The 22,619-nt window shown below is 71.2% G+C and carries 17 protein-coding genes; 10 read left to right on the plus strand and 7 right to left on the minus strand.

All coding sequences use genetic code 11. The annotated features are described in order from the left end of the window. Window positions 1-165: 165 nt before the first annotated feature. The 5 genes from CA12_RS06390 (at window position 166) to CA12_RS22970 (ending at window position 5,831) form a co-directional block, all read left to right on the plus strand. The gene (locus tag CA12_RS06390; protein ID WP_145358030.1) at window positions 166-1,077 is read left to right on the plus strand and encodes an EF-hand domain-containing protein; all 912 of its coding nucleotides are present in this window, start codon (window positions 166-168) and stop codon (window positions 1,075-1,077) included. 178 nt (window positions 1,078-1,255) lie between these two features. Further along, window positions 1,256-1,579: a hypothetical protein gene (locus CA12_RS06395; protein ID WP_145358031.1), complete on the plus strand. Its 324-nt coding sequence runs from the start codon at window positions 1,256-1,258 to the stop codon at window positions 1,577-1,579. 137 nt (window positions 1,580-1,716) lie between these two features. After that, window positions 1,717-2,091 carry a transposase gene (locus tag CA12_RS06400; RefSeq protein ID WP_145358032.1) on the plus strand — a complete coding sequence of 125 codons (375 nt, stop codon included), beginning with the start codon at window positions 1,717-1,719 and terminating at the stop codon, window positions 2,089-2,091. Window positions 2,092-2,407: 316 nt separating this feature from the next. Continuing rightward, on the plus strand, window positions 2,408-3,136 hold the full coding sequence (locus CA12_RS06405; protein WP_145358033.1) for a hypothetical protein: 729 nt from the start codon (window positions 2,408-2,410) through the stop codon (window positions 3,134-3,136). Window positions 3,137-3,491: 355 nt separating this feature from the next. After that, window positions 3,492-5,831, plus strand: coding sequence for an autotransporter outer membrane beta-barrel domain-containing protein (locus tag CA12_RS22970; protein ID WP_145358034.1), 2,340 nt, complete (start codon window positions 3,492-3,494; stop codon window positions 5,829-5,831). 585 nt (window positions 5,832-6,416) lie between these two features. Here the strand turns inward: CA12_RS22970 and CA12_RS06415 are convergent. Further along, the gene (locus CA12_RS06415; RefSeq protein WP_145358035.1) at window positions 6,417-7,859 is read right to left on the minus strand and encodes an outer membrane protein assembly factor BamB family protein; all 1,443 of its coding nucleotides are present in this window, start codon (window positions 7,857-7,859) and stop codon (window positions 6,417-6,419) included. Window positions 7,860-8,090: 231 nt separating this feature from the next. On the opposite strand from CA12_RS06415, the gene CA12_RS06420 reads away from it, so the two are divergent. Further along, window positions 8,091-8,693, plus strand: a complete 603-nt coding sequence (locus tag CA12_RS06420; RefSeq protein WP_145358036.1) for a fused DSP-PTPase phosphatase/NAD kinase-like protein — start codon at window positions 8,091-8,093, stop codon at window positions 8,691-8,693. A gap of 85 nt (window positions 8,694-8,778) precedes the next feature. Beyond that, window positions 8,779-9,636: a glycosyltransferase family 2 protein gene (locus CA12_RS06425; RefSeq protein ID WP_145358037.1), complete on the plus strand. Its 858-nt coding sequence runs from the start codon at window positions 8,779-8,781 to the stop codon at window positions 9,634-9,636. A gap of 53 nt (window positions 9,637-9,689) precedes the next feature. Here the strand turns inward: CA12_RS06425 and CA12_RS06430 are convergent, their stop codons facing one another. The 3 genes from CA12_RS06430 to CA12_RS06440 all read right to left on the minus strand — a co-directional run bounded on the left by CA12_RS06430 (window position 9,690) and on the right by CA12_RS06440 (window position 12,593). Next, window positions 9,690-9,899: a hypothetical protein gene (locus CA12_RS06430; protein WP_145358038.1), complete on the minus strand. Its 210-nt coding sequence runs from the start codon at window positions 9,897-9,899 to the stop codon at window positions 9,690-9,692. Window positions 9,900-9,902: 3 nt separating this feature from the next. Continuing rightward, entirely contained in the window at window positions 9,903-10,985 is a 1,083-nt protein-coding gene (locus CA12_RS06435; protein WP_145358039.1) for a DUF6677 family protein, read from the minus strand. Window positions 10,986-11,171: 186 nt separating this feature from the next. After that, window positions 11,172-12,593 carry a leucine-rich repeat domain-containing protein gene (locus CA12_RS06440; RefSeq protein ID WP_145358040.1) on the minus strand — a complete coding sequence of 474 codons (1,422 nt, stop codon included), beginning with the start codon at window positions 12,591-12,593 and terminating at the stop codon, window positions 11,172-11,174. A 417-nt stretch (window positions 12,594-13,010) separates the two neighbouring features. On the opposite strand from CA12_RS06440, the gene CA12_RS06445 reads away from it, so the two are divergent. Next, window positions 13,011-13,757, plus strand: a complete 747-nt coding sequence (locus CA12_RS06445) for a class I SAM-dependent methyltransferase (RefSeq protein ID WP_145358041.1) — start codon at window positions 13,011-13,013, stop codon at window positions 13,755-13,757. A gap of 353 nt (window positions 13,758-14,110) precedes the next feature. Here the strand turns inward: CA12_RS06445 and CA12_RS06450 are convergent, their stop codons facing one another. Next, window positions 14,111-17,731: a PAS domain-containing protein gene (locus tag CA12_RS06450; protein ID WP_145358042.1), complete on the minus strand. Its 3,621-nt coding sequence runs from the start codon at window positions 17,729-17,731 to the stop codon at window positions 14,111-14,113. Window positions 17,732-17,985: 254 nt separating this feature from the next. Here CA12_RS06450 and lpdA point away from each other — a divergent pair, with 254 nt between their 5' ends. Both lpdA and CA12_RS06460 read left to right on the plus strand, forming a co-directional pair. Further along, window positions 17,986-19,437: a dihydrolipoyl dehydrogenase gene (lpdA, locus tag CA12_RS06455; RefSeq protein ID WP_145358043.1), complete on the plus strand. Its 1,452-nt coding sequence runs from the start codon at window positions 17,986-17,988 to the stop codon at window positions 19,435-19,437. A 122-nt stretch (window positions 19,438-19,559) separates the two neighbouring features. Next, complete coding sequence (locus CA12_RS06460) at window positions 19,560-20,117, plus strand: hypothetical protein (protein ID WP_145358044.1); 558 nt, start codon at window positions 19,560-19,562, stop codon at window positions 20,115-20,117. Window positions 20,118-20,130: 13 nt separating this feature from the next. Here CA12_RS06460 and CA12_RS06465 read toward each other — a convergent pair whose 3' ends face one another. Both CA12_RS06465 and CA12_RS06470 read right to left on the minus strand, forming a co-directional pair. Continuing rightward, window positions 20,131-21,597 carry a sulfatase gene (locus CA12_RS06465; RefSeq protein WP_145358045.1) on the minus strand — a complete coding sequence of 489 codons (1,467 nt, stop codon included), beginning with the start codon at window positions 21,595-21,597 and terminating at the stop codon, window positions 20,131-20,133. Window positions 21,598-21,840: 243 nt separating this feature from the next. Next, entirely contained in the window at window positions 21,841-22,599 is a 759-nt protein-coding gene (locus CA12_RS06470; RefSeq protein WP_145358046.1) for an FRG domain-containing protein, read from the minus strand. Between the last annotated feature and the right edge of the window lie 20 nt (window positions 22,600-22,619).

Here is a 22,619-nt window from a genome sequence, read left to right on the forward strand (position 1 = left end):
GGGGGGGGGGGGGGGGGGGGGGGGGGGGGGGGGGGAAGATTTTTTGCCGGTCCGCGACACCGGCGCCGCGTGTGCGGTGTTTCAAGAGCAGACCCGCCCCCGCGAGTCGGTCCCGCCGCGAGAGGCGAGACCGGGCTTGAACGGGGGCCTCCGATTCCCCTCTCTGTGCGTTCGCCCCCGATGTTCCTCATCCCCCGTCGTCGTTCCCTCGTCGCCGCGGCCGCCGCGGCGTTGACCCTCCCCCTGGCCTGCGCGACGCCGGCCTCCGCCCAGGACGAGCCGGAGCGTCCCTCCGCCGAGGGCGAACGCCCCCGCGGCGATCGCGGCGAGCGTCCCCGCCGCGGCGACGGCGAAGCCCGCCCGGACGGCGAAGGCCGTCCCGACGGCGAAGGCCGTCCCGACGGCGAAGGCCGCGGCGGGCGCCCCGGCGGCCGGTTCGGCGAAGGTCGCCCGGACGGCGAAGGCCGCGGCCCGGGCGGCCCCGGCGGCCCCGGCGGGATGGGCCGCTTCCTCCAGGCGATGCCGGTGATGGCCGCCCTCGATAAGGACGGCGACGGCACGCTCTCCGAAGAAGAAATCAAGAACGCCACCGCTGCCCTGAAGACCGTCGACAAAAACCGCGACGGCAAGATCGACGCCGAGGAGATGCGCCCGAACTTCGAAGGCATGGGCGGCCCCGGCCGGCCCGGTATGGAACGCGACGGCGACCGCCCCCGCGGCGATCGGCCCGAGGGCGACCGCCCGGAACGCGGCGAGATGAACCCCAGCCAGATGGCCGAAGGCCTGCTGCGGCGTGACGCCGACGGCGACGGCTTCCTCTCCGGCGACGAGATTCCCGAGCGGATGCAGCGCGGGATGGAACGGGTCGATACCAACAAGGACGGCAAGCTCGACCGGAAGGAAATCGAGAGCATGATCGAGTCCATGCAGAACCGCGGCCCCCGTCCCGAAGGCGACCGTCCCCGCGGCGACCGCCCGGAAGGTGATCGGCCCCGCGGCGACCGCCCGGAAGGTGATCGGCCCCGCGGCGATCGTCCGGAAGGCGACCGCCCGGAACGCAACGACGACCCCGTCTGAACGTCGTTCGCCACGGCCTGAGACGCTCGTTTCGCCCGGCCCTCCCCGAGGGCCGGGCGTTTTCATGCGCCCTTTAAAAACTGCGAGCCCCGACGCGGAGGGACTGGTAATGTGATCGCGTGTACAGTATTCTGTTCATCGGTTCGCCGTTCCCCTCCTCCCCTCCCCGCGTCGTCTGATGGTCGCCCGTTCCGCCCGCCTGTCCGCCGTTCGCTCCTCCGCCGCGGGGCTCTCCGCCCCGCGGGCGATTCGTCGCCCCGCCCCGCCGCGAACCGCCACGGAGGCGGACCTCGATTCCTTCGACGCCTTCGCCGGAGCGGCCCGCATTCTCGTCGGTCCTCCGCGGGCGGAGCCGACGCCGGTTGAACCGCCGTTTCGGGGACTGAGCGGCGCGAACTGGCTGAGCGGCCCGATGCGGGCCGCCGCCCGGGCCCGCCGCGACGCCCGCCGGGCCGCGGCGGCTCGCGCGGGGGAGGCCGGCGCCGCCCGCCGCGCCGCCTGAGGGCGGCCCGGTGAGCCAGACGTCCGCCCGGTCGAGGGACCCGCGGCGACGGTCGACGGAACGCACGCTTCGGGTCCGTCGCCGCGTCGCCGGCGACGCGATCGGTCTGAGGTCGGTTTGAGGACGAGAGGTGCGCGATGGCCGACGGTTCGCCCCGTCCCACCCCGACGGACGGTTCCCCCCAGACAAACGGCCCTCCGGCGAACGGCCCCCCGGCGAGCGGCGGCGGCGTCGGCCGGGACGAGGAGCCGGGGCCGTGGGGGCGGTCGTGGGGTTGGTGGCGGGAGATCGCCGGGCTGATCCCGCCCCCGCAACGGCGGGGCCGCCGGGCGGATACGGACCTCGCCGCGGTCGTGGCGGCGATTCTTTATAAACAGTCCAGCGACTGCCCGTGGCGGCGGCTGCCGCAGCGGTTCCCGCCCTGGCAAACGGTCTATTCCTATCACCGCCGCTGGTTAAAGGACGGCACGCTGCGACGCATCCGCGACAAAGCCCGCGAGACCGACGGGTAGAGCGCTCTTCGCCAAAACGTCCGTTCTCCCCTCGCCCCCTTTTGGGGGAGAGGGGCCGGGGGTGAGGGGGCAGTGATTCCCGAAGGCTGTTCACTGTGCGGTACTCAAGATGGTCAGCCCGACGCGTGCGAACAGGGCAGGATCACCCGGCCTCGCTGGCGCTTCGGGCTCACAATTTCCGAGCGAAGAGCGGGCCGAGCGCAGCCCTGCGGACGCCGGCCCGTTTGTGTGCGGGGGCGAGGGGTGGCACAGTCCCGTCCTGGCCGCGTCGCCGGCCTTGGCACGTTCCGTCCCCTCGATCGCCCGGCGACTCCCCATGTCTCGTTACGACGCCAACAGGTCTGCCGATCTGGACGGGTGGGGCGGCGGGTTTGAAGATCCGCGGTTCGCGGGCGGCCGCCGTCCCGACGACGATAACGAAGGGTTCGACAACGTCTTCGGCGGCTCCCCCCGCGCGGGCGGCGGGCGGCGGATCGGGTGCGGGTGCTTCCTGACGCTGCTCGGCCTGGGGGCGGCGGCGACCGTCATCTGCTGCGGCGGGCTGGCCTGGTTCGGGTTGCAGGATCGGGCGGACCGCGTCGCCGCGGCCCTCGCCGACGATCCGGCGTTCCGCGGCCAGTTGGAGGAGGCGCTGGGGCCGGACTATCGGCTCTCCCCGGACGTGATCGACTCGCTGGACGCCCCGCCGGACACCGTGGCGTTCGAGGCGACCGGCTCCCGGGGCTCGGGCCGGCTGACGGCGTTCGCCCGCCGCGACCGCGACGTCGATCCGAACGCCGACCCGCAGGCCGTCACCGTGCTCCGCGGGACGTTGCAACTGGACGACGGCCGCACGATCGAACTGCAACCCGAGGCCGACTCCCCCGCCGAGGCGATGCGGCGGCGGCTGGAGGACGTGCGACGGCGGCTGGAAGAGTTGCGGCCGGAGGACCTGCCATTGAACGACGAAGAGGCCCCGGCGCCCGATGAGGGACCGAACGGGGACGAACCGGCGGACGAACCGCAAATTGAGCGGTCTGATGCGTTTGAAGACGGTGATCGATAAGCCCGCACGGCCCGCCGGGCGAGTTTGCTGTGCCGTGCGGCGGCGCGGGTTGTAGCGACGCGGTGGGGGTGGGGTCGTGACGGCCGTGCCGGTCCGCCGGGGGGCGACCGGCGAGAACCGGCGGGGTGCGGCTGGAGGGGTGGTGGGGCGTCAAGGGGTTCGCCGGGCCGTGACGAACCTGCGTGTCAGACCTCGATTCCCTCCCCGCCGCCGGATCGTACGGAAGCGATTCGGCCGGGGGAGATCGGGCGTCCTGGACCACCTGGACCCGGTCCGCCCCTTCCCCCGCTCCGCCCGCCGGGTTTCGGCCGCGCCGTGCGAGGGTTCACACCACTTCAGCACGGAGGCTGATCCAGTGAAGACCTTATTTAGCGTGTGGCGCCGCCGCCGCGGGCTCGTCGCCCTGAGGGCCGCCGCCTTCGCCGCCGCGGCCGTCGGCCTGACGGGCAACGCCCTGGCCGACCCGGAACCGCCGACGCCCAGCACGCACGCCAAGAGCCAGCCGCAGAAGGCGGTCGCGGAATCGCTCGAAAAGCATCGCCCGGAGTGGAAGCACTACACGGGCACCTACCCCGTCGGCCACCCGAAGGACGACGGCAGCGGCACGGTGCCGTACGACTTCTACGATTACGACTACTACTCGACCACCAAGCACGAGCGGTATCGCCAACTGTACTGGCTGAGCCCCGCCCTGCAGCAGCAGGCCCTCGCCCAGCTCAGCGGCGAGATCTACGGCCAGCTGCCGATCGCCCGGGCGGCGATTGAGGATCAGACCTACCGGAACCTCGGCTATCTGCTGCGGCCGAACGGCCTGGTCGGCGGCGTCGGCGCCCCCGTGGCGATCGGCGCCGGCTCCGGGCCGGCCCCGATCGGCGGGATCGGCTTCGACGGCGGCTCCTTCGGCCCCGCCTACGGCGCCCCCTGCGGCCCGACCTACGGCGGCCCGGCGGGCGGCCCGTACGACGGCGGGATTTACGGCGGCGGGTTCGCCCCCGGCGTCGCCTCCGACGGCCTGATGATCAACGGCCCGGCGTTCGACGGCCAGATGTACGGCAGCCAGGTGTACGGCGGCCAAATGTCCGGCGGCCCGATGTACGGCGGCCCCGTGTATAACCCGACGCCCGATCCGGCCTTCGCCTCCGGCATGACTGCCGGCACCCCGGTGCCGGCCGGCAGCTACCTCACCCCGGACGGCCGCCTCGTCGGCCCGGACGGCCAGCCGGTGCGTCCCGGCGCCGCCTCCGCCGGCCCCGGTCTGCCGATCGGACCCAACGGGCAGCCGATTCGTCCGAACGGCCCGAACTTCGGCGCCCCCGGCGTCGGCCCCGGCCTGAACGCCCCCGGCGCCGCCGGCGGGTTGAACGGCGCCGGCACCCCGATCCCCGACGGCAGCACCTTCGGCCCGAACGGCGAAGTGATCGGCCCGGACGGCGACGTCCTCGGCGGCGGCTCCGCCGCCGCGTCACGTCGCAGCGGCTCGCTCTACGGCGGACCGTTGGGCGATCCCGGCCTGATGCAGGTCGGCTATGAATCCGCCGCCCTCGGCGGTCCCGGCTACGGTGCTCCGATCTACGGCGCTCCGGCGTACGGCGGACCCGGCTACGGCGGACCCGGCTACGGCGGACCCGGCCTGATCGGCCCGGGCATGGTCGGCGGCGGGTGCTCCAACGGCCTGTGCGGGCCCCCGGCGGGCCCGGTCTGCGGGCCTGCCGGCTGCGGCCCGGTCTGCGGGCCGGTCGGTTGCGGCCCGGTCTGCGGACCCTCGGTCTGCGGCTGGCTCACCGGCCACTACGTCAACGGCGAACTGGACGGCACCGAGTGCCGCTCCGGCCTGGACTACGACATCGGCGGGCTGAACGCCGGCCTGAGCCACCAGATCTGCCCGACCCTGCTGGTCGGCGGGTTCGTCGGCTACAGCAGCCTCAGCGCCGAGGCCAACTACTACAACCTCGGCGAGTACGACGTCGACACCTTCCAGTTCGGCGGCTACTTCCGGAAGATCGTCGGCAACTGCTACTTCATCGGCGCCGCCACCGCCGGCTACGACGAGTACGACGTCAGCCGCAACGTCGACTTCAAATACTACCAACGGCCGGCGACGGCGAACTTCCACGGCTGCACCGGCAGCGTGTTCGGCGAGCTGGGCTACACCAAGGCGATCGGCTGCGACTGCTCGCACTTCATCCAGCCGTTCGCCAGCCTGCAGTACACCCGCATCATGCGGGGCGGCGTCGACGAGAAGGGCAGCTTCCAGAAGGATCGCTACAACGACTTCTTCGAACCCAGCGATAAGGGCGACACCAAGGCCTACAAGTTCGCCAACGAAGGCGACGAGTACGGCTCGAACCTGACCGTCTCCGAGACCCGGGACCACTTCCTGCGGACCCGCGTGGGCGTCCGCGGCTTCCGGCGGCTGCGGAACCAGTGCGGCACCTTCCGCGTGCTGCCCGAGGTCCGCGCCTACTGGGCCCACGAGGAATTCGACCCCAGCAGCTACACCGTTCGCCTGAACGATTCGTACGACTGCCCCTTCGTGGTCGCCGGCCTGGAGAACGTCAGCGACGCCGGCGTCCTCGGCACCGGGCTGACCTTCGCCCACTGCGGCGGGTGCAGCGTCTACGGCAACGTGGACGGGTTCTTCGCCGATCGGCAGACCGCCCTGGCGCTCTCCGGCGGGACGCAGTTCTGCTGGTGAGTCCCCGGACGCCGGCCGCCTCCCCGACGCCCTGACCGGGCCTCGGGGAGGCGGAGTCCGACCTCCGACCCGTACTCCTGACGCGTTCGACGCGACAGGCTCGCGGGGGGACGGCCGGCCGGTGTAACAAGCCGCGGCGGGGCGCTTCCTCGTTCTACTTGAACGGCCCGCGCCGACACGAACGACAGGCGTGTCGAACCTGGTGACGGAATCGTTCCGCGGCGGCCCGGACCGGGTCCGCCGGCCGCTCCCCCGACCGCCCGGTCGCCCCGTCCCGCTCCCCCCCGGGAGCCGACGGGACGGCCGGGCGGTTCTTCAATTCCCCCGTCCCTCCGTTCCCCCCTCGCCCCCTTTTGGGGGAGAGGGGCCGGGGGTGAGGGGGCAGTGACGTGCGGACGCTGTTAAGGGTCCGGCCTTCAGCATTGGCAGCCCGAGGCGCGAGTCGAGGCGTGCGCGCGTGGCAGGCTCACCCGGCCTCGCTTGCGCTTCGGGCTCACATACTCCGAGCGGGGACGTGCGACCCGTGCGTCACCCTCACCCCCGGCCCCTCTCCCTCAAGGGTGAGGGGGGAAACGGGAGCGGGCGCTATTCCTTCACCCGCAGATCCAACACCGTCAGCGAGTCTTCGTCCGCCAGCAGCAGGCGGCCGTGGGCGAGGACCGGGGCCGGCCAGGCGGGGTAGCCGATCTTGGGGACGTCGGTGCGGCTGCGTTCCTGGTAGCCCTCCGCGGAGGGCGCCGCGCAGAACAGCGTGCTGCGTTCGCCGAGGATGTAGAGGGTGCCGCCCTCGCCGATCTGCGGGGCGAACAGGCAGGAGCCGCGGCCGAAGTCCGGGGTGGGCGCGCGCTCGCCGGCGGCGTTGAGGTAGCCGCCGGCCTCGCGGGAGAACGTCAGCGGGCCGGCGGCGTCGCGGCCGTTCGCGGACCATTTCAACTCGCCGGTCTCCAGGTCGACGCACTGGAGCTCCGCCTCGCGCTCGTGCCGGCCGGCGAAGCCGTAAATCAGGCCGTCGTGGACGATCGGGGTGCTCCAGTGGCAGTCCAGCAGGTCCGGCTGCGTCCACAGCTCCGTCACGCCGTTGCCGGATGCGTTCACCTTCAATAAGGCGGAGCCGGCCCGGTAGGTGGCGCTCAAGAGAATGCGGTCGCCGATCACGACCGGCCGGGCGGCGTTGACGCTTTCGTACTGCGGGCTGCGGAACCAGTAGGCGAACCGCTGGGCACCGGTGCGGGGGTCGAGGCTCACCAACCCCTGCCGGACGAGGCAGAGCAGGTGCGGCTGGCCGTGGATCGTGGCCAGCAGGGGCGTCGCATAGCTGACGACCTGCTCCTCGCCGGTCCACTCATAGGGGCCGTCGGGCGTGGCGGCGCCGTCCCAGGTCTCCTTGCCGACGGCCTGCCAGACGGTGGCGCCGGTGGTCGGGTTCACGGCGACAATCCCCGCGTTCGGCTGGCCGCCGGGGGCGAAGATCACCAGCGAATCGCCTGCGGGGTTCTCATAAAGAACCGGCGAACCGCCCACGCCGAAGAACCAGCGGGGGATGGTCAGTTCCGCGTTGAAGTCGCGGCTCCAGCGTTCCTCGCCGGCGACGAGGTCCGTGCAGGCCGCCCGCCCGGCGGCGCCGAGGGTGTAAACGGCGCCGCCGGCCTCGGTTTGAACCACCAGCGGGGTGGCCCGCGGGCCGCCGTTGTAGCCGAACGGATCGCGGAAGGCGGTGGGGGCGGCGGACTCCCAGACGGTTTCGCCGCTCTCCAGGGCGCGGCGGACGAGGGCCTCGCGGTCGCCGACGCGGCGGTGGGTGAGGACGGAGGGCGTCCCCGCGACGGTCACGACGGCCGGGGCGCTGTAGCCCTCGCCGATCTCCGCGGTCCATTGGAGGGCGGCGGCGGCGTCCGGCAGGGCGGCCCGCAGACCGGCTTCCTCGCTGACGCCAGTTCCCGCCGGGCCGAGAAACGCGGGCCAATCGCCCGGCGCCGGACCCGGGTTCGGCGCCGCGAGGGCGCAGGCGAGCAACACGAACGACGGCACGGAACGTTCCGAAAAAGATGGATGCGAGGCTTGCCCAGTGTAGGGCCGGACTGCCAAATGTGCAGGAGCCGTGAGAAACAGCGACCGCCCCGAAACCGCGTTGACCGGGGGCGACGCCCGGGTTTACACCCATGGTGCTGGCACGCAACCGCCTTGGCCCGCCTGGGGCCGTCGTCGGCTTCGTCCCGCGCCCGGCCCTCCCCTTCGATCTTCGCCCCGCCTGCCGTCCACATGACCCGTCGCACCGCCCTGCTGTCGCTGTCCGCCCTGCTCGTGTGCGGCGTCGCCGCCGGCGGATACGCCTATCATCAGCACCACACGTACAAGCACGTCGCCACGCACGAGGCGGGCATGATGTACCGCAGCGCCTGGTGCGAGCCGGAGGTGATGGCCGAACTGGTCGAGCGCTGGCAGATCCGCAGCGTGGTGAACCTCTGCGCCCCCGGCGAGATGGGCGAGGCCCGCTGGGAAGGGGAGCGGCAGGCGGTTTCCAACGCCGGCGCCCAGCTGCTCGAACTGGACATGCCGCTGGACATCGATCCCGCCGATCCCCGCCTGCAAAAGCACATGGACGCGTTGGCGGACCCCAATAACTACCCGATGCTGGTGCACTGCCAGCACGGCGTGACCCGCACCGCGAAGTTCTTGGCGATGTACGACATCGTCATGCGGGGCCGCTCCGCCGATCAGAGCCTCGACGCCCAGCCGCTGTTCGGCCGCGACCGGCAGAACGTGCACGTCACCGCCTTCGCCGGCCAGTTCGAGAAGGCCCATAAGTCGCTCTACCCCCGGGTTAGCGCCGCGGACCTCGGCGTCCTCCGCGACTCCCTCTGAACCGGCTCCCTCTGACACGGCCGCGGCCGTTCCAGCGTCGGTCGCAAGCGCGGCCGACGCTTCTCCTTTTGATCGGCCCGGCCCGATGCCCGTCGTCACCGTCTGCATTCCGCACTGGCAGGTCGAGGTCTACGCCAAACCCTGCCTCCGCAGCCTGCGGAAGTTCGCCCCCTCCGCCGACCCCAGCGTCGAGTTGGAGGTGATCGTCGTCGACAACGGCTCGAAGGACGGCAGCCTGGACTACCTGCGGTCGCTCTCCTGGATCACGCTGATCGAGCGGCCGGAGGAAACTTCGGACAACTGGCCGACGAACGTCTTCACCGCCTGGGACCTCGCCGCCCGGCAAGGGCGGGGCGAGTACCTGCTGACGATGCACTGCGACGTGTTCGCCCGCCGGGACGGCTGGCTCGATCCGCACCTGCGGACGATCAATCAGCCCGTCGCCGAGGGCGCCCCGCCGATCGTGGCCTCCGGGGCCTGGAAGCTGGAACTGAGCAGCCCGCTGTATCAAAGCTGGAAGCGCGTCACCGGGACTGCGTTCGGCCGGGTCAAATCGGCCTTGGGCCGCCCGGGCCGCAATTACACCGGGCGGGAGTACCCGCGGGATTATTGCGCGCTCTATCGCCGTGATGCGTTGGTGGAGCACGGGCTGTCCTTCGTGCCGGAAGGGAACCTCGGCGGCGGGCTGGCCGTGACCCAGCGGATCTGGGCCGCGGGCCTGGACACCGCCACGTTCCCCGTCGCGGAGATGGCCCGCAGCGTGGTGCACGTGACGCACGGCACCGCGGCGGTCACGCCGGACAAACCGCTCCGCCACGCCCGCAAGCAGCGCCAAGTGGAACGGGCCGTCCAGAAGCTGTTCCGGGCGAAATGGGTGCGGGAGTTGTCCGAAGACGCCTCCCTCGACGGCCCCCCCGCCGACGCCGTCCGGGCCGCGGCGTAAGACTGTTCCGTCCCCCCCTCTCCCTAAGGGAGAGGGGGGAAGAGCGGCCTGCTCTACAGGTTAAAGCTCAGCAGATACAGCGCGGCGAACACCGCGGCCAGGAACAGCAGCGTTTTGCCGAACATCCCGGCGCTGCGGCGCCAGATTGTCGGCACGTCTTCGTACCGGCTGGCGGTGTAGACGAGGCTGATCGCCGCCGCCGTGGGCAACGCCCACAGCAACCGCATCGGGTCCGCGGCGAGCGGGGGGAGGAATTGAAGCATCAATTAAGCCGCAGCGGGGGCGGGGGAGCCGGGGGCGTCGGCGTCCGAGTCGCCGTTGTCGAGGCGGCGGTCGGTGCGGCCGTAGGCGGGGCCGTCGATCGCGTCCCAGAAGGCCAGCACGTTCAGCAGGCCGGCGATCATCGTGAAGACCACGGCGAGGTCCATCGTCGTGCCCTCCTCGGCGTGCAGGCGGTTGGCGGCCCGGCGGTCGCGGGGGGCGAGGTACCAGTTCCACAGCGGCCGCGGCACCGTGCCGATCGCCCGCGGGCGCTCCAGTTCGTCCGCCGCCACGCCGTTCGGCAGGGCGATCGCGGACAGGGCGGAAGGGTCGACCAGCAGTTTGAGCAGCCGGCCTTTCTCGCCGTTGATCGGGCGGTCGAACGCCTGCACGGTGGTCGGCGTCAGCGTGACCGGCCGGGGCGGCCCGGGGGGAAAGACCGCGGCGGGGGAGCCCTCGAAGCCGGTCCGCAGCCGCGGGTCGGTCGGGGAGGCGGCGGCGACGTCCAGCGTGCCTTCCACCCGGGAGCCGTCGCCCCGGGGGACGGCGTTCACCGTGCCGGTGAGCGTCGCCAGCACGACGGGGCGGTCGTCGAGGTCGGCCATCAACACGCCCTCAAACGGAGCGTCCAGCGGCTCGATTAGGCGGCGGCGGGGGACGTTGTCCGCGTTGTCGAACCGCTGGCTTTGCAGCAGCGCCGGCCAGGCGACCCCGCCCGTGAAGACCTGGGCGGTGTAGTGCTGGAGCAGTTGGCGGCGGGGCGGGCCGAAGGGGGTGCGGAACGGGTTGTCGCCGGGGCCGTCGAACTCCTCAGAGCCGAAAGGCACGCCGGGGGCGTTGCTCTCCAGGGCGACCGTCTGCCAGCCGCCCAACGCCTGCCCGCACAGGAACAGGCCGAGGATGCAGACGCAGTAGATCGCCCCCTTGACCGTCCGTCCCTGATAAAAGTGCCCGGCCCCGGGCAGCGCCGCGGCCAGCAGCCCGGCGATCGGGCGGCTCTTTAATTCCACGGGGGCGTCGTCCGCCGGCGCCGCGGGCGGCGCCGTTGCGGACGGGTCGGCGGGCGGCGGCACGGCGTCGTCGGACATCGGCGGAGTGTACGGCGATTCGCGGCAGACGCCCATGCCGGGGCGCGCGAGGCAGCTTGAGAGGCGAGCGGGGGGCGTCAGCCCCCCGTGTTCTCTGGCGGGTGCGACCACGTCGTGCAGCGCCCATCCCGGATCGCGCCGTTGAGAACACACGGAGGGCTCGCGCCCCCCGCTCGCCTCGCCGGCTCACTTCACGATGTTCAGGTCCGGGTTCGCCTCTTGCAGCTCGGCGACGCCCTCGGAGGTGATCTCCGTGTTCTTCAGCGTGAGGCTTTGCAGGTTCGGCAGGGCCTTCAGCACGGCCACGGACTCGTCGGTCACCTGCGTTTCGGACAGGTCCAGCCGTTCGAGCTGCTTCAGGTCCGCCAGCGCCTTCAGGCCCTCGTCGCCGACCTTCGTCTGTTGGAGGGAGAGGGCCGTCAGGTTCTCGAAGCCCGCGATCACCTCCGTCATCGTGGCGTCGGTGGCGCCGGTGGCCCACAGGTCGAGGTCTTCCATCTTGGTCAGCGGGGCCAGCTCTTTCAGGCCCGGCTCGGTGACGGCGGAGACCTCCGCGAGGTTCAGCGTTTTGAGGTTCGTCAGCTCGCCGACGGTCGGCATCAGGGCGTTGGTGACCGGCGTTTGCCGCAGGTTCAGCGATTCGAGGTTCGTCAGCTCGCCCAGCACCGGCTGGAGGTCTTCGTCGTAGGGATAGGCCTCTTGCAGGGAGAGCAGACGCAGTTCCTTGAACTGCTTCAGCGGGGCGAAGCCCTCGGCCCCGTAGATGTCTGTACGGTCCAGTTCGAGCGCCCGCAGGTCGGTGTAGCCCTTCTCCGCGAGGATCGGCAGCGGGTCGGAGAAGCCGGTGTCCAGGTCCAGCACGCGGAGCGGCTGCTCCGCGGAGAGCTTTTGCAGGCCGTCGTCGGTGACGGCGGAACGTTCGAGCTTCAGCGCGGAGAGGTTCGGCAGCTTGGCGACGGAGTCCATCGCGGCGTCGCCGACGTTGGAGAACCGCACGTCCAGCTCCCGCAGTTCGGTCATCCCCTCCAGCGGGGTGAGGTCGTCGACGGAAACGGTTTTGAGCCGCAGCACCTTGAGGTTCGTCAGCCCGGACAGCTTCGCCAGGCCGTCGTTGGAGACGGGGGTGCCGGAGATGTCCAGCCGCTCCAGGCCGGTGAGCTTGCCGACGACGGCCATCGCCTCGTCGTCGAAGCTGGGACCGCCGAGGGTGAGTGTTTTCAGCTCCGGCATGAGGAGCAGGGGCAGCAGATGGGCCGCGTTCGTGGAGCTGGTCGCCGGCATGGAGACCGCGGTGACGACGCCGCCGTCCTCGGTGACGGTCGCCCCGGCGTTGCGGAGAGCCTCCAGCAGCGGGTCGAGGTCGGCGCCCCCGCCGTCGGCCTCCAGCGTGGCGACGCGGACCTTGAGGGCGTCGCGTTCGGCGAGGGCGGCGTCGCGTTCGGCGACGAGGGCGGAGTCGTCGGCGCCCTCCGGTTCGCAACCGGGCGTCGCCAACCCGAGGGCCAGTGCCGGGGCGAGCAGCGCCGGGGCCGTCCAACAGACGCGCCGACGAACGAATCCACGAACCGACGGGCGGGCGGAGCGGGAGCGGGCGGGGCGGGTCGTCACGGGCGGGCGCGGGGTTCGATCGAATCGCGGGGCGGGCCCCGCAGCGTAAGGCCGCCCGCCGGACCGGGCAATCCGGCCGCAGCGGCCGCGGCGGGCGCACGCGGCGCGCCGACGCATGGGTCCCGAATCGGCCGACGGTGATGCGAGGAGGGGCGAAAGGTTGCGGACTTGGCGAATCCGCAAGGAAATAAGGGCGACACGGCCCTGCGGCGGCGGAGAATGCGTTCCCCCCGGGAGAGCCCCCGGGCGATCCGCTTTACGGTCGGGCGTCTGGCCGTACGATCAGGCCCCCAACCCCCCAAGCCGGCAGTCACGCTTGGCTGATCGGGCGAGCCGCGTCTGCGGCTTGCCCCTGTCGCACTCCACAATGACCCCGGCTGCGTGTGCAGCCGGCCGCCGCGATGGACGCCGCCCCCGATGCCCCAATCCGTATTGTCCCGAACGCCGGAGGCGGAGGTGACGGCGTCCGCGGACGACGCCGCCGCCTACGATCGGATGGATCACGCGGCCGTCAATCGGGCGTTCGTTGACGATCTGCTGACCGAACTCGCCGCGGCCGACCTCGCCGAGCGACTGCGGGACGGATTAAACCCGTTGCGGTTGCTGGATCTGGGGACCGGGACCGGACGCATTCCCATTGAACTGGGGCGCCGACCGATTTTCGCACGGATGACGCTGCTCGACGCCTCCGAGGCGATGCTCGCCCGGGCGAAGAAGAACGTGTTCGCCTCCGGGTTGCAGGGCGGCGTGCGGCTGCGGCAGGCCCGGGCGGACGAACTGCCCTTCGAGGACGGGCAGTTCCACACGGTCGTCTCCAACAGCCTGCTCCATCACCTCACGCGGCCGGCGGCGGTGTTGCGGGAGGCGGCGCGCGTGCTGGCGCCGGGGGGCCTGCTGTTCTTCCGCGATCTGGTGCGTCCCGCCGACGCCGCCGCGGTGGACGCCCTGGTGGCGGAGCACGCCGCCAAAGAGGAGCCCGCCGCCCGCGAGTTGCTGCGGGCCTCCCTGCACGCCGCCTATACGGTGCAGGAGATGGAAGCGTTGCTGGCGGAGGCCGGCGTGGCGCACGTCCGGGTGGAGCGAACCGGCGACCGCCACCTGACGTTGTGCGGACGCCCGAACCCCGCCGAGCCGGTACACGCCGAGACGACCTCCGCCGCGTAGACCGCGCGAGCCGAGTCAGCCCCGCGACGAGGCCCCCGCGGTCGCCGATTCGGAGGGGACGGCGTCGGCCCGGGCAATTTTCGCCCGTGCGACCCGGCGCCGTTTGCCCCGCCCGCGGGGCGACGTAGCGTTGCGGGTCGCCGCCCCCGGCGACCGGACGGCGACGAACCCGCAGCGGGTGCGACGCCGGGTCAGATTAAACGCGGCCCGCGAGGGCCGCGCGTCCGGCCGCTCGGCGCACTCCGCCGTACCGGCCACGACGCGCCGTCGTACGCGGCGCGGCGGGATAACGCTGGGAGCGTTGGAGGGGACCCCGCCGCGCCGCGTCTTTTCTTGCGCCCCGGCCCCGTGCGCTACGGGACGCTGGGCAGCGGCACGCAGACCTGCAGGGTGCAGCCGGCCCCCGGGGCGCTGACGACGTCGACGGCGCCGCCCAACAGATCGACCCGTTGCCGCAGGTCGCTCATGCCGAAGCCGGAGGGGGCGTCGCCGGCCTGGGCGGCGGCGTCGAAGCCGACGCCGTCGTCGGCGACGATCAGCCGCACGCCGGAGCAGTTCCCCCGCGAGCCGCCCGGCAGGCCGCACTCCGGTCCGCAGACGCAGCGTTCGAACTTCAGGCGCACGGATGCGGCCCGCGCGTGTTTGGCGGCGTTCAGCAGGCCCTCGCGGGCGGCGCCGAACAGCAGCGCCGCCAGCGAGTCGTCCAGTTCCGCGGAGGCGTCGGCGTCGGTTTCGACCCGCACGTTCAGGCCGTGGCGGGTGCGGAACTGCTCCGCGAGCCAGCCCAGCGCCGGCCCGAGCCCGGCGGTGCGGAGGATCGGCGGGGAGAGTTCGGCGGAGAGGCTGCGGCTTTCGCCGATCGCCTCGTCGATCAGGTCGGCGACGCGCTCGGTCAACTCCCGGGTGCGGTCGTCCGCGGTCATCGTCAGCACGGACAGGTTCATCTTCGCCCCGACCAGAATCTGCTGGAGGTGGTCGTGCAGCACGTGGGCGATGCGGTCCCGCTCCTGCCGGCCGGCCTCGGCGAGGCGTTCGGCGGCGGTGCGCAGCTGGGCGGTGCGGCGGGCGACCTCCCGTTCGAGTTCGTCGTTGGACTGCTCCAGCCGGGCTTTGGCCTCCTCCAGGGCCTTGGCGTGGCGTTTCTCCGCGGTGACGTCCTGCAGGTAGCCGATGATTCGGACCGCCGGTCCGTCCGGCCCCTCGAACTGCACCTCGGACTGGGAGCGAATCCAGCGGTGGGAGCCGTCCGGCTGGGGCAGGCGGTATTCCACTCGGAAGCGGGCCGGCCCGGTGCGGTTCGCGGCGGCTTCGACCCGCTGCTGGACCTGCCGGCGATCCTCGGGGTGCATGCGTTCGAGGGTGTCCGCCGAGAGCACGGTCTCGCCGGTCATGTCGAACAGCTCCCGGCTGCGTTCGTCCCACCAGACCTCCCCGGTCCGCAGGTCCCGGGTGAAGCTGCCGAGTTCGGAGGCGGCGGCGGCCAGCCGCTGGCGCTCCTCGCTGAGCCGCAGGCGTTCCTCGCGCCGGCGGTCCTCGGTGAAGTCCCGCACGCAGCCGAGCAGGCGGACGGCCCGCTCGTCGGGCCGGTCGAAGCGGGCCTCGCCGTTCGCCCGCACCCAGCGGACGCTGCCGTCCCGGTGCACGACGCGGTACTCCGCCTGGTAGCGGTTGCTGCCGGTCGGGGCGCAGGCGGCGTCGACGGCGGCCCGCACGCGCATCAGGTCGTCGGGGTGAATCCGATTGAACGCCGCGCTGACGCCGGTCACCTCCGCGGCGGCGGCGCCGAAGATCCCGCGGCAGCGGTCGTCCCACCAGATGACGCCGGTCCGCAGGTCGTAGTCGTACGCCCCGAGGTCGGCGGCCTCGGCGGCGAGGCGGCGGCGTTCCTCCGTCTCGGCGAGGCGGGTCTCCCGCTCCCGCTCCTCGGTAATATCCCGCACGCAACCCACCAGCCGCGTCGCCGGGGCGCCGGGCTGCTCGAACCGCCCCTCGCCGTACACCCGCGCCCACCGCACGACCCCGTCGCCGCGGACGATGCGGTAATCGGCCTGATAACGGGGGTTGCCGCCCAGCGCGCAGGCGGCTTCCAGGGCCGCCCGCAACCGGTCCCGGTCTTCGGGGTGAACACGTTCGTAAGCGGCAGCGGCGTCCACCACCTCCGGGCCGTCCGCGTCGTAGATCGCGCGGCAGCGGGGGTCCCACCACAGCCGATCGGTCCGCCGATCCAGGTCGAACGCTCCGAGGTCGGCGGCCTCGGCGGCGAGGCGGCGGCGTTCCTCGGCTTCGGCGAGGCGGCGGGCGCGCTCCCGCCGCTCCGTCACGTCCTTGACCGTGCCGGTCACCCGCACGGCCCGGCGCTGCGGCCCCGCGCCGACGAACGTCGCCTCCCCCGCGACCGACAGCGTGAGCGCCGCGCCGTCCGGGTGCACGACGCGGTGCTCCGCCTCGTACTTTCCGCTGCCCGCCGGGTCGAGCGTCTCCGTGATCTTCTCGGCGATGCGCTCCCGATCGTCGGGGTGGATCGCGGCGAACATCTCCGGGTGCGTGTAGAGCCGCTTGCCGCCCTGGAACTGCTGCCCGTAGCCGAACAGCGTCGCGGTACGGGCGTCCCAGGCAGACAGGCCGGTGGCGGCGTCGAACTCCCAGATGCCCAGGTCGGCGGCGTCGACGGCCAGCCGCAGGCGGCGTTCGCTCTGGGCGAGCCGGTCGGCGGCGACGTGCTCGGTCGTCACGTCCCGCAGCACGCCCACGCTGCGCAGGGGGCGGTCGAACTCGTCGAACCACTGCTCGCCCAGCGCCCGCACCCAGCGGATCTCGCCCTGCTTCTGGCCGGGCCGCGGCGGGTGGACGACGCGGTAGGTCATGTCCACGCGGGCCGGTCCGCCGTCCGCGGGGCGGGGTTCGACGCGTTCCAGCAGGGGGCGGTCGTCCGGATGCACGCGGGCCTGCAACTCCTCCCGCGTGGGCTTGCCGTCGAACCCGCCCCCGTAGATCTCCAGCGCCTCCGAGGACCAGTCCGCCGTGCCCTTTCTCAGGTCGTAGGCCCAGGCGCCCATCCCGCCGGCCTCCGTGGCCAGCCGCAGACGGCTTTCGCTGCGGGAGAGCGCCCGCTGGGTCCGCACGCGGTCGGTCATGTCGACCGCGACGGCGAACAGGCTTTCCGCCTGCCCGTCCGGGCCGGGCAGCACGGTCGTGGTGTTCCGCACCCACACGCTGCGGCCGTCGGGGCGGCGGTAGCGCTTGTCGCTGAGGTACGGTTCCCCGGTCTTCAGCGCGCGGGCGAATTTGACCTCGTTGCGGCCGGCGTCGTGCGGGTGAGTGATCTCCTGCTGGGAGCGGACCCCCACCAGTTCGTGCCGGGCCCAGCCGGTCATCTCGCAGAAGCGATCGTTGACGTATAGGAACGTGCCGTCCCGGTCGACCTGGGCGAGGCCGACGGTCGTCTGCGTGACCAGTTCGCGGAAGCGTTCGTCGGAAACGCCGTGGGGGCGGTCGACAAGTTCTTCGTTCACCTCCCGGACGACCGCGACCACGCCGGCGGGGCCGTCCCGACCGCTGCGGAGCGACTCCGCGCTGGGGGGCAGCGGGAAGTAGCTGCTCAGCCAGCGCCGCCCGCTGGGCGCGGAGCGGGCCGAGCCCTCGAAGGGGATCGACAGCCGCGGCTCGCCGGTTTCCATCACCTGTTGAAGGATCGGACCGATCACGTCCACCAGATCCGGCCGCACCTCCGCGACGGATCGGCCGAGGTGGTCCTCCGACGCCCGCCCGTTGACCGCCGCCAGCGCCGCGTCGATCCGGCGATACCGCAGCCGCCGGTCCAGGATCGCCACGCCGATCAGCGTCGCCGCCCGCAGCGGGGGGGGCGGCGGACCGGGCAGGAACGGGAGCCCCACGCCGGAGGCGGCGTCCTCGATGGCAATGTCCAGCGCCGAGTAGTCCATTTCGGACCGCGGCGGATCGAGGGCGGACGGCATCCGGCCGAGCGGGTTCGAGCGAGCGGGAAGGGGCCTCGGCGGTCCGGGCGCAGCCCGGTGGATCGTCACGGTACACCCGGCCCTAACGGGGGGGAATCCCCCAACCCCTCGCCGTCGCAGGATCGCCCGGCCCGTCGGTGCGGAACGGCGACCGCGGGCCTATGATTCCCGCCCGCCGTTTCCCTTCGCCCCGACCGTCCCGGTTCCGCCCCGCCGGTTCGCCCGCCCGCCGCCGACCTCCCCGTTCCCCCCGCATGCCCCAGGACGCCCCCCCCTCCGCCGACGCCGCCCCGCAGGCCGCCCCCGCCGACGCCCGCGAGTTCGACCTCATCGTGATCGGCGCAGGCCCCGGCGGCTACGTCGCCGCCCTGCGGGCCGCCCAACTTGGGATGACCGTCGCCTGCGTGGAGCTGGAGCCCGCCCTGGGCGGCACCTGCCTGCGGGTCGGCTGCATCCCCTCCAAGGCCCTCTTGGAAAGCAGCGAGATCTACCATCAGGCCCAGCACAGCTACGCCGCCCGCGGCGTGAAGTTCGACGGCCTGACCCTCGATCTGCCCGCGATGCTGAAGGACAAGGACGGCACCGTCACCGCCCTCACCGGCGGCATCGCCCACCTGTTCAAGAAGAATAAAGTCACCCGCGTCGCCGGCCGCGGGACCCTCGCCGGCCGCGACGGCGAGCGGGTGTTGGTGCAGGTGGACGGCAAAGACGCCGGCACGCTGTCCGCGGGCCACGTGATCGTCGCCACCGGCAGCGCCCCGGCCAGCCTGCCCGGCATCGAGATCGACGGCGAGTTCGTCACCGACAGCACCGGCGCCCTCTCCTACGAACAGGTCCCCGATCACCTCGTCGTCATCGGCGCCGGCTATATCGGCCTGGAACTGGGCACCGTCTGGAAGCGGCTGGGGGCGAAGGTCACGGTGCTGGAATACCTCGATCATATTCTCCCCTTAAACGATCAGGAGATCGCCAAGGCCGCCGAGAAGATGTTCCGCAAGCAGGGCCTCGATCTGAAGCTCGGCACGAAGGTAATCGGCGTCGAACGCCGGGACGAAAAGGGCGGCCAGGTCCTCATCGAGGGCGGCGACCCGATCGAGTGCGACAAGGTCCTGATGAGCGTCGGCCGCCGCCCCTACACCGAGGGGCTGGGCCTGGAGACGGTCGGCATCGAGACCGACAAACGCGGCTTCATCCCCGTCGACGAGCATTATACGGCGGCTCCCGGCGTGAGCGCGATCGGCGACGTGATCGGCGGCGCCATGCTGGCCCACAAGGCCGAGGAGGAGGGCGTCGCCTGCGTGGAGCGCCTCGCCACCGGCCACGGACACATCGATTACGGCGTGATCCCCAGCATCGTCTATACCTCTCCGGAGATCGCCGCCGTCGGCAAGACCGAAGAAGAGTTGAAGAAGGAAGGAATTGAGTACCGCAAAGGAAAATTCCCCTTCGTCGCCAACGGCCGGGCCAAGGCGATCGGCAACACGGAGGGTCAGGTGAAGATCCTCGCCGACAAAGCGACCGACCGCGTCCTCGGCGTGCACATCCTCGGCCCGCACGCCGGCGACTTAATTGCGGAGTGCGCCGCCGCGATGGCGTTCGGCGCCACCGCCGAGGACATCGCCCGCACCTGCCATGCCCACCCGACGCTCTCCGAGGCCGTCAAAGAAGCCGCCCTCGCCGTCGACGGCCGGGCGTTGCATTTTTAGAACGCGATCCGCTCACCCGTCCGCCCGTTTCGCCGTCGCCGAGAGGCGGCGCGCGTTCAGGGCGGCGCGAACCCCGACGGATCAGCGGGCGTCCGGCGGGTCCCCTCGCCCAAGACATGACCATGTTGAAGTTCGCCGCTCTCGACGCCGACCTGCAACCCGTTCCTCATCAGTACGGCAACGTCTATCAGCGCGACGACTTTGGTCCCGGCGGTCGCGTGTGGGCCGGGGTGGACGGCGGCGGGATTGCGACGCTCGACGCACTGGCCGCGGCGTTCCCCTCCGAACGCTATTGGGTCCTCTACGTTCTGCTGGTCTCCCACGCCGGCCGCGAGCCGGGACGGTACGAGTCGCCGCTGATCGAGTCGCGGGAGGACCTGCAGTTATTCCTCTGGTCGTTTCAGGAGTTCTTCGAGGAGGACGGCCGGCACGGGATCTGGGTCGGCACGCCAGACGGCCCGCATCTGTTGGTCTACGACCGGCACGAACGCCTCTTCGCCTACGGCGACGCCGATCGGTTCGAAATGATATTGAAGACCCGCGGATTCACGCCGGGCGAGGTGCAGATCCCGGCCCCGCACCACCACGGCTACGACCCCGCCCGCGTCGATGAGGAAGACGCGGTGATGGAGTACTGGGCGTGGAACCACACCCCGCTGCAGCCGGACGACGACACTTAACCCCCTGCCGAACTCACCGCCGCCCCACGTCGCTCGGGTCGTACTTCGGGTTTGGCTCCGTCGGCAGCGGGGCGTCGGTCGCTTCGAACCACGCCAGCAGGTCGTTCAATAACTCCGCCCGCTTCTCCGGGCGGGCGGCGGCGAGGTCGTTTCGCTCGCCGAGATCCTCGGCGAGGTTGTACAGCTCCACGGCTCCGCTGCCGGGCAGGGCGTTGCGGCCGCCGTCGAGCGCCCATTCCTCGTGGAACAGGTGCAATTTCCAATCGCCCTTGCGGATCACGCTGACCGGTCGGGTGCGAAAGCCCAGCGCCACGTCTGACGGCCGGCCCCGCACCACCGGGCGGTCCAGATAGCCCGGGAAATGCCAGAAGATCGCCTCCCGCTTTAAGTCGCCTCCTTGGAACAGCGGCACCAGGCTTTCGCCGTCCAGCGGCGTATCGGCCGGGGCGTCGGCCCCGGCGACGTCGAGGAAGGTGGGGTAGAAGTCCACGTTGATCACCGGCTCATCGCACGTGCTGCCCGGTTCGATCACCCCCGGCCAGCGGGCGAGGCAGGGCTCGCGGACGCCGCCCTCGTAGTAGCCGCCCTTGCTGCCCCGCAGCGGTTCCTGCGGCGAGGCGTTCGTCGCCCCGTTGTCGCTGGTGAAGATCACCAGCGTGTTCTTGGCCAGACCGAGGGCGTCCAATTCCTCCAATAACCGACCGACGCTGGCGTCCAGATCGGCCGTCATCGCGGCGTATTTTGCGGTCGGATTGCCGTCATGCTCTTTGGCCTGAAACTTCGCCAGCGTCTCCGGCCGGGCCTGCAACGGCGTGTGAATCGCATGGTGGGCGAGATAGCAGAAGAACGGCCGCTCGCGGTTCTCCTTCATAAACTCGACGGCCTTGTCCGTCAGCGTGAACACGCCTTTGGGGTCGGAGGGCGGGCCGGATTTGTTGGTCTCCGTGCCTTCCCGCAGCGTCCCGTCGCCGAAGGAGTCGAAGGAGACGTCGAACCCCTGCGCGGTCGGCAGCGCCCCGTCCTTCCCCGCGAGGTGCCACTTGCCGAAATGCCCGGTGGCGTACCCGGCGGCCTTCAGCGCCTCGGCCATCGTCACGAACCGCGGGGCCAGCCCGTTGCGGTTGGGGATCGGCACGAGCCGCTGCCGCCGCTTCGGCCCGCGGTCCGTGCTGCCGACGGCGAATAGGCCGTGCCGCGGCGTATAGAGCCCCGACAGCAAACAGGCCCGGCTCGGCGCGCAGTTCCCCGCGGCGGCGTAGGCGTTGGTGAAGGTCATGCCCTCGGTCGCCAACCGGTCGAGGTGCGGCGTCTCGATAAACCCGTCGCCCTGATAGCCGACGTCCTTCCAACCCAGATCGTCCGCGAACACGAACAGCACGTTCGGCGGTCGGGGCTCGTCCTCTGCCAAACCGGCTGCCGCAAACGACAGCGACAAACAGACGGCCAGCAGCGGCCGGACGATGGGGGGAAGATGCGTCATCGGTCGGCGGGGGCGGGGTCGGAACGGCGGCGAAGAGGCGGCACAGGGTGCCATGCGCTCACGCCGAAGTGCAGCGAAGCGGAACGTAGGCAGGTGAGCACGCGGGGCGACGCGGCTCCCTCTGCCGCGGTCAATCGCCGCTCGCATGCTCACCCCGTCCGACTCCGCTCTGCTGTGTCGGCCGGTGAGAGCATGGCACCCGGAGCATTCCACAGCCGCTGCCCCCGTCGGTCGTGACGTTAGTTAGAGCGAGGCGTCGCACTCAGTTCTACGATCATGCTGGACGGTGACCTCATACCGCAGCCGGTCGGCCAACCCTCCAAGGTCAGGCCAGATGAACGCGCCATGAATCCCAAGATCAAACAGTTCACTAAGCACCTGCTTCTTCTTTCCTGCAGGGATAGTGATCTTCGTGAAGCGGCAGTAGTCGTCCCAGTCTGCTTCGTCAGCAGGTTTGTTGGTGCGATGGTTCGTGAAACAGCCGGATTGATTAGTTACACGTGGCGAGAGGTGTCGTGGGAAGACAATTAACCCAGAGTTTCTCACTGTTGACCGTTGATCGGTATGGGTGCTTGCCGGTAGGCAGTTGTGTGTCGAATGTGCGCCTAGGCACCACACATTGCCGTCTTGGTCTGGCGACTGTTCGACTGCAAAATATAAGGCGACGAGCGGGTTGGTCGACCAGTCTAGCAATCGCGTCGGCACCCCATGGTGTTGGGCAATCGTTAGCCAGCCAAGCTCGTCGTCTAGCGGCGGCGGCGATTTTAGATAAGCCGGAGCCTCCCGCTTGAAACAGCCCATCAAGTACGATTCGATCGATCCGATGTCTGACATCGGGTTGTGTTCAGCGACCCGAAACAGACTTGGGACTAAGCGAAACTCCTGTTCTGAATGTCCTCGGAAGAACCATTGAGCGACATGGCGTCGTTCAAGTCCGGAGATCAACCGGACGAACTGTTCGACAGTCTCGGTTTGAGATTCTTGGACGAGCTTCTGAGACATGCATTGTCGCGGCTGGTGCG

The sequence above is a fragment of the Alienimonas californiensis genome (assembly GCF_007743815.1).
GTDB classification, from domain to species: domain Bacteria; phylum Planctomycetota; class Planctomycetia; order Planctomycetales; family Planctomycetaceae; genus Alienimonas; species Alienimonas californiensis.

Excerpts from the sequence above, each read along its gene's own strand:
- CA12_RS06465 (WP_145358045.1), bottom strand. The coding sequence starts at position 21,597 with ATGACGCATCTTCCCCCCATCGTCCGGCCGCTGCTGGCCGTCTGTTTG.
- CA12_RS06430 (WP_145358038.1), bottom strand. The coding sequence starts at position 9,899 with ATGCTTCAATTCCTCCCCCCGCTCGCCGCGGACCCGATGCGGTTGCTG.
- lpdA (WP_145358043.1), top strand. The coding sequence starts at position 17,986 with ATGCCCCAGGACGCCCCCCCCTCCGCCGACGCCGCCCCGCAGGCCGCC.
- CA12_RS06450 (WP_145358042.1), bottom strand. The coding sequence starts at position 17,731 with ATGCCGTCCGCCCTCGATCCGCCGCGGTCCGAAATGGACTACTCGGCG.
- CA12_RS06445 (WP_145358041.1), top strand. The coding sequence starts at position 13,011 with ATGCCCCAATCCGTATTGTCCCGAACGCCGGAGGCGGAGGTGACGGCG.
- CA12_RS06425 (WP_145358037.1), top strand. The coding sequence starts at position 8,779 with ATGCCCGTCGTCACCGTCTGCATTCCGCACTGGCAGGTCGAGGTCTAC.
- CA12_RS06395 (WP_145358031.1), top strand. The coding sequence starts at position 1,256 with ATGGTCGCCCGTTCCGCCCGCCTGTCCGCCGTTCGCTCCTCCGCCGCG.
- CA12_RS06405 (WP_145358033.1), top strand. The coding sequence starts at position 2,408 with ATGTCTCGTTACGACGCCAACAGGTCTGCCGATCTGGACGGGTGGGGC.
- CA12_RS06470 (WP_145358046.1), bottom strand. The coding sequence starts at position 22,599 with ATGTCTCAGAAGCTCGTCCAAGAATCTCAAACCGAGACTGTCGAACAG.
- CA12_RS06435 (WP_145358039.1), bottom strand. The coding sequence starts at position 10,985 with ATGTCCGACGACGCCGTGCCGCCGCCCGCCGACCCGTCCGCAACGGCG.
- CA12_RS06460 (WP_145358044.1), top strand. The coding sequence starts at position 19,560 with ATGTTGAAGTTCGCCGCTCTCGACGCCGACCTGCAACCCGTTCCTCAT.
- CA12_RS06420 (WP_145358036.1), top strand. The coding sequence starts at position 8,091 with ATGACCCGTCGCACCGCCCTGCTGTCGCTGTCCGCCCTGCTCGTGTGC.
- CA12_RS06400 (WP_145358032.1), top strand. The coding sequence starts at position 1,717 with ATGGCCGACGGTTCGCCCCGTCCCACCCCGACGGACGGTTCCCCCCAG.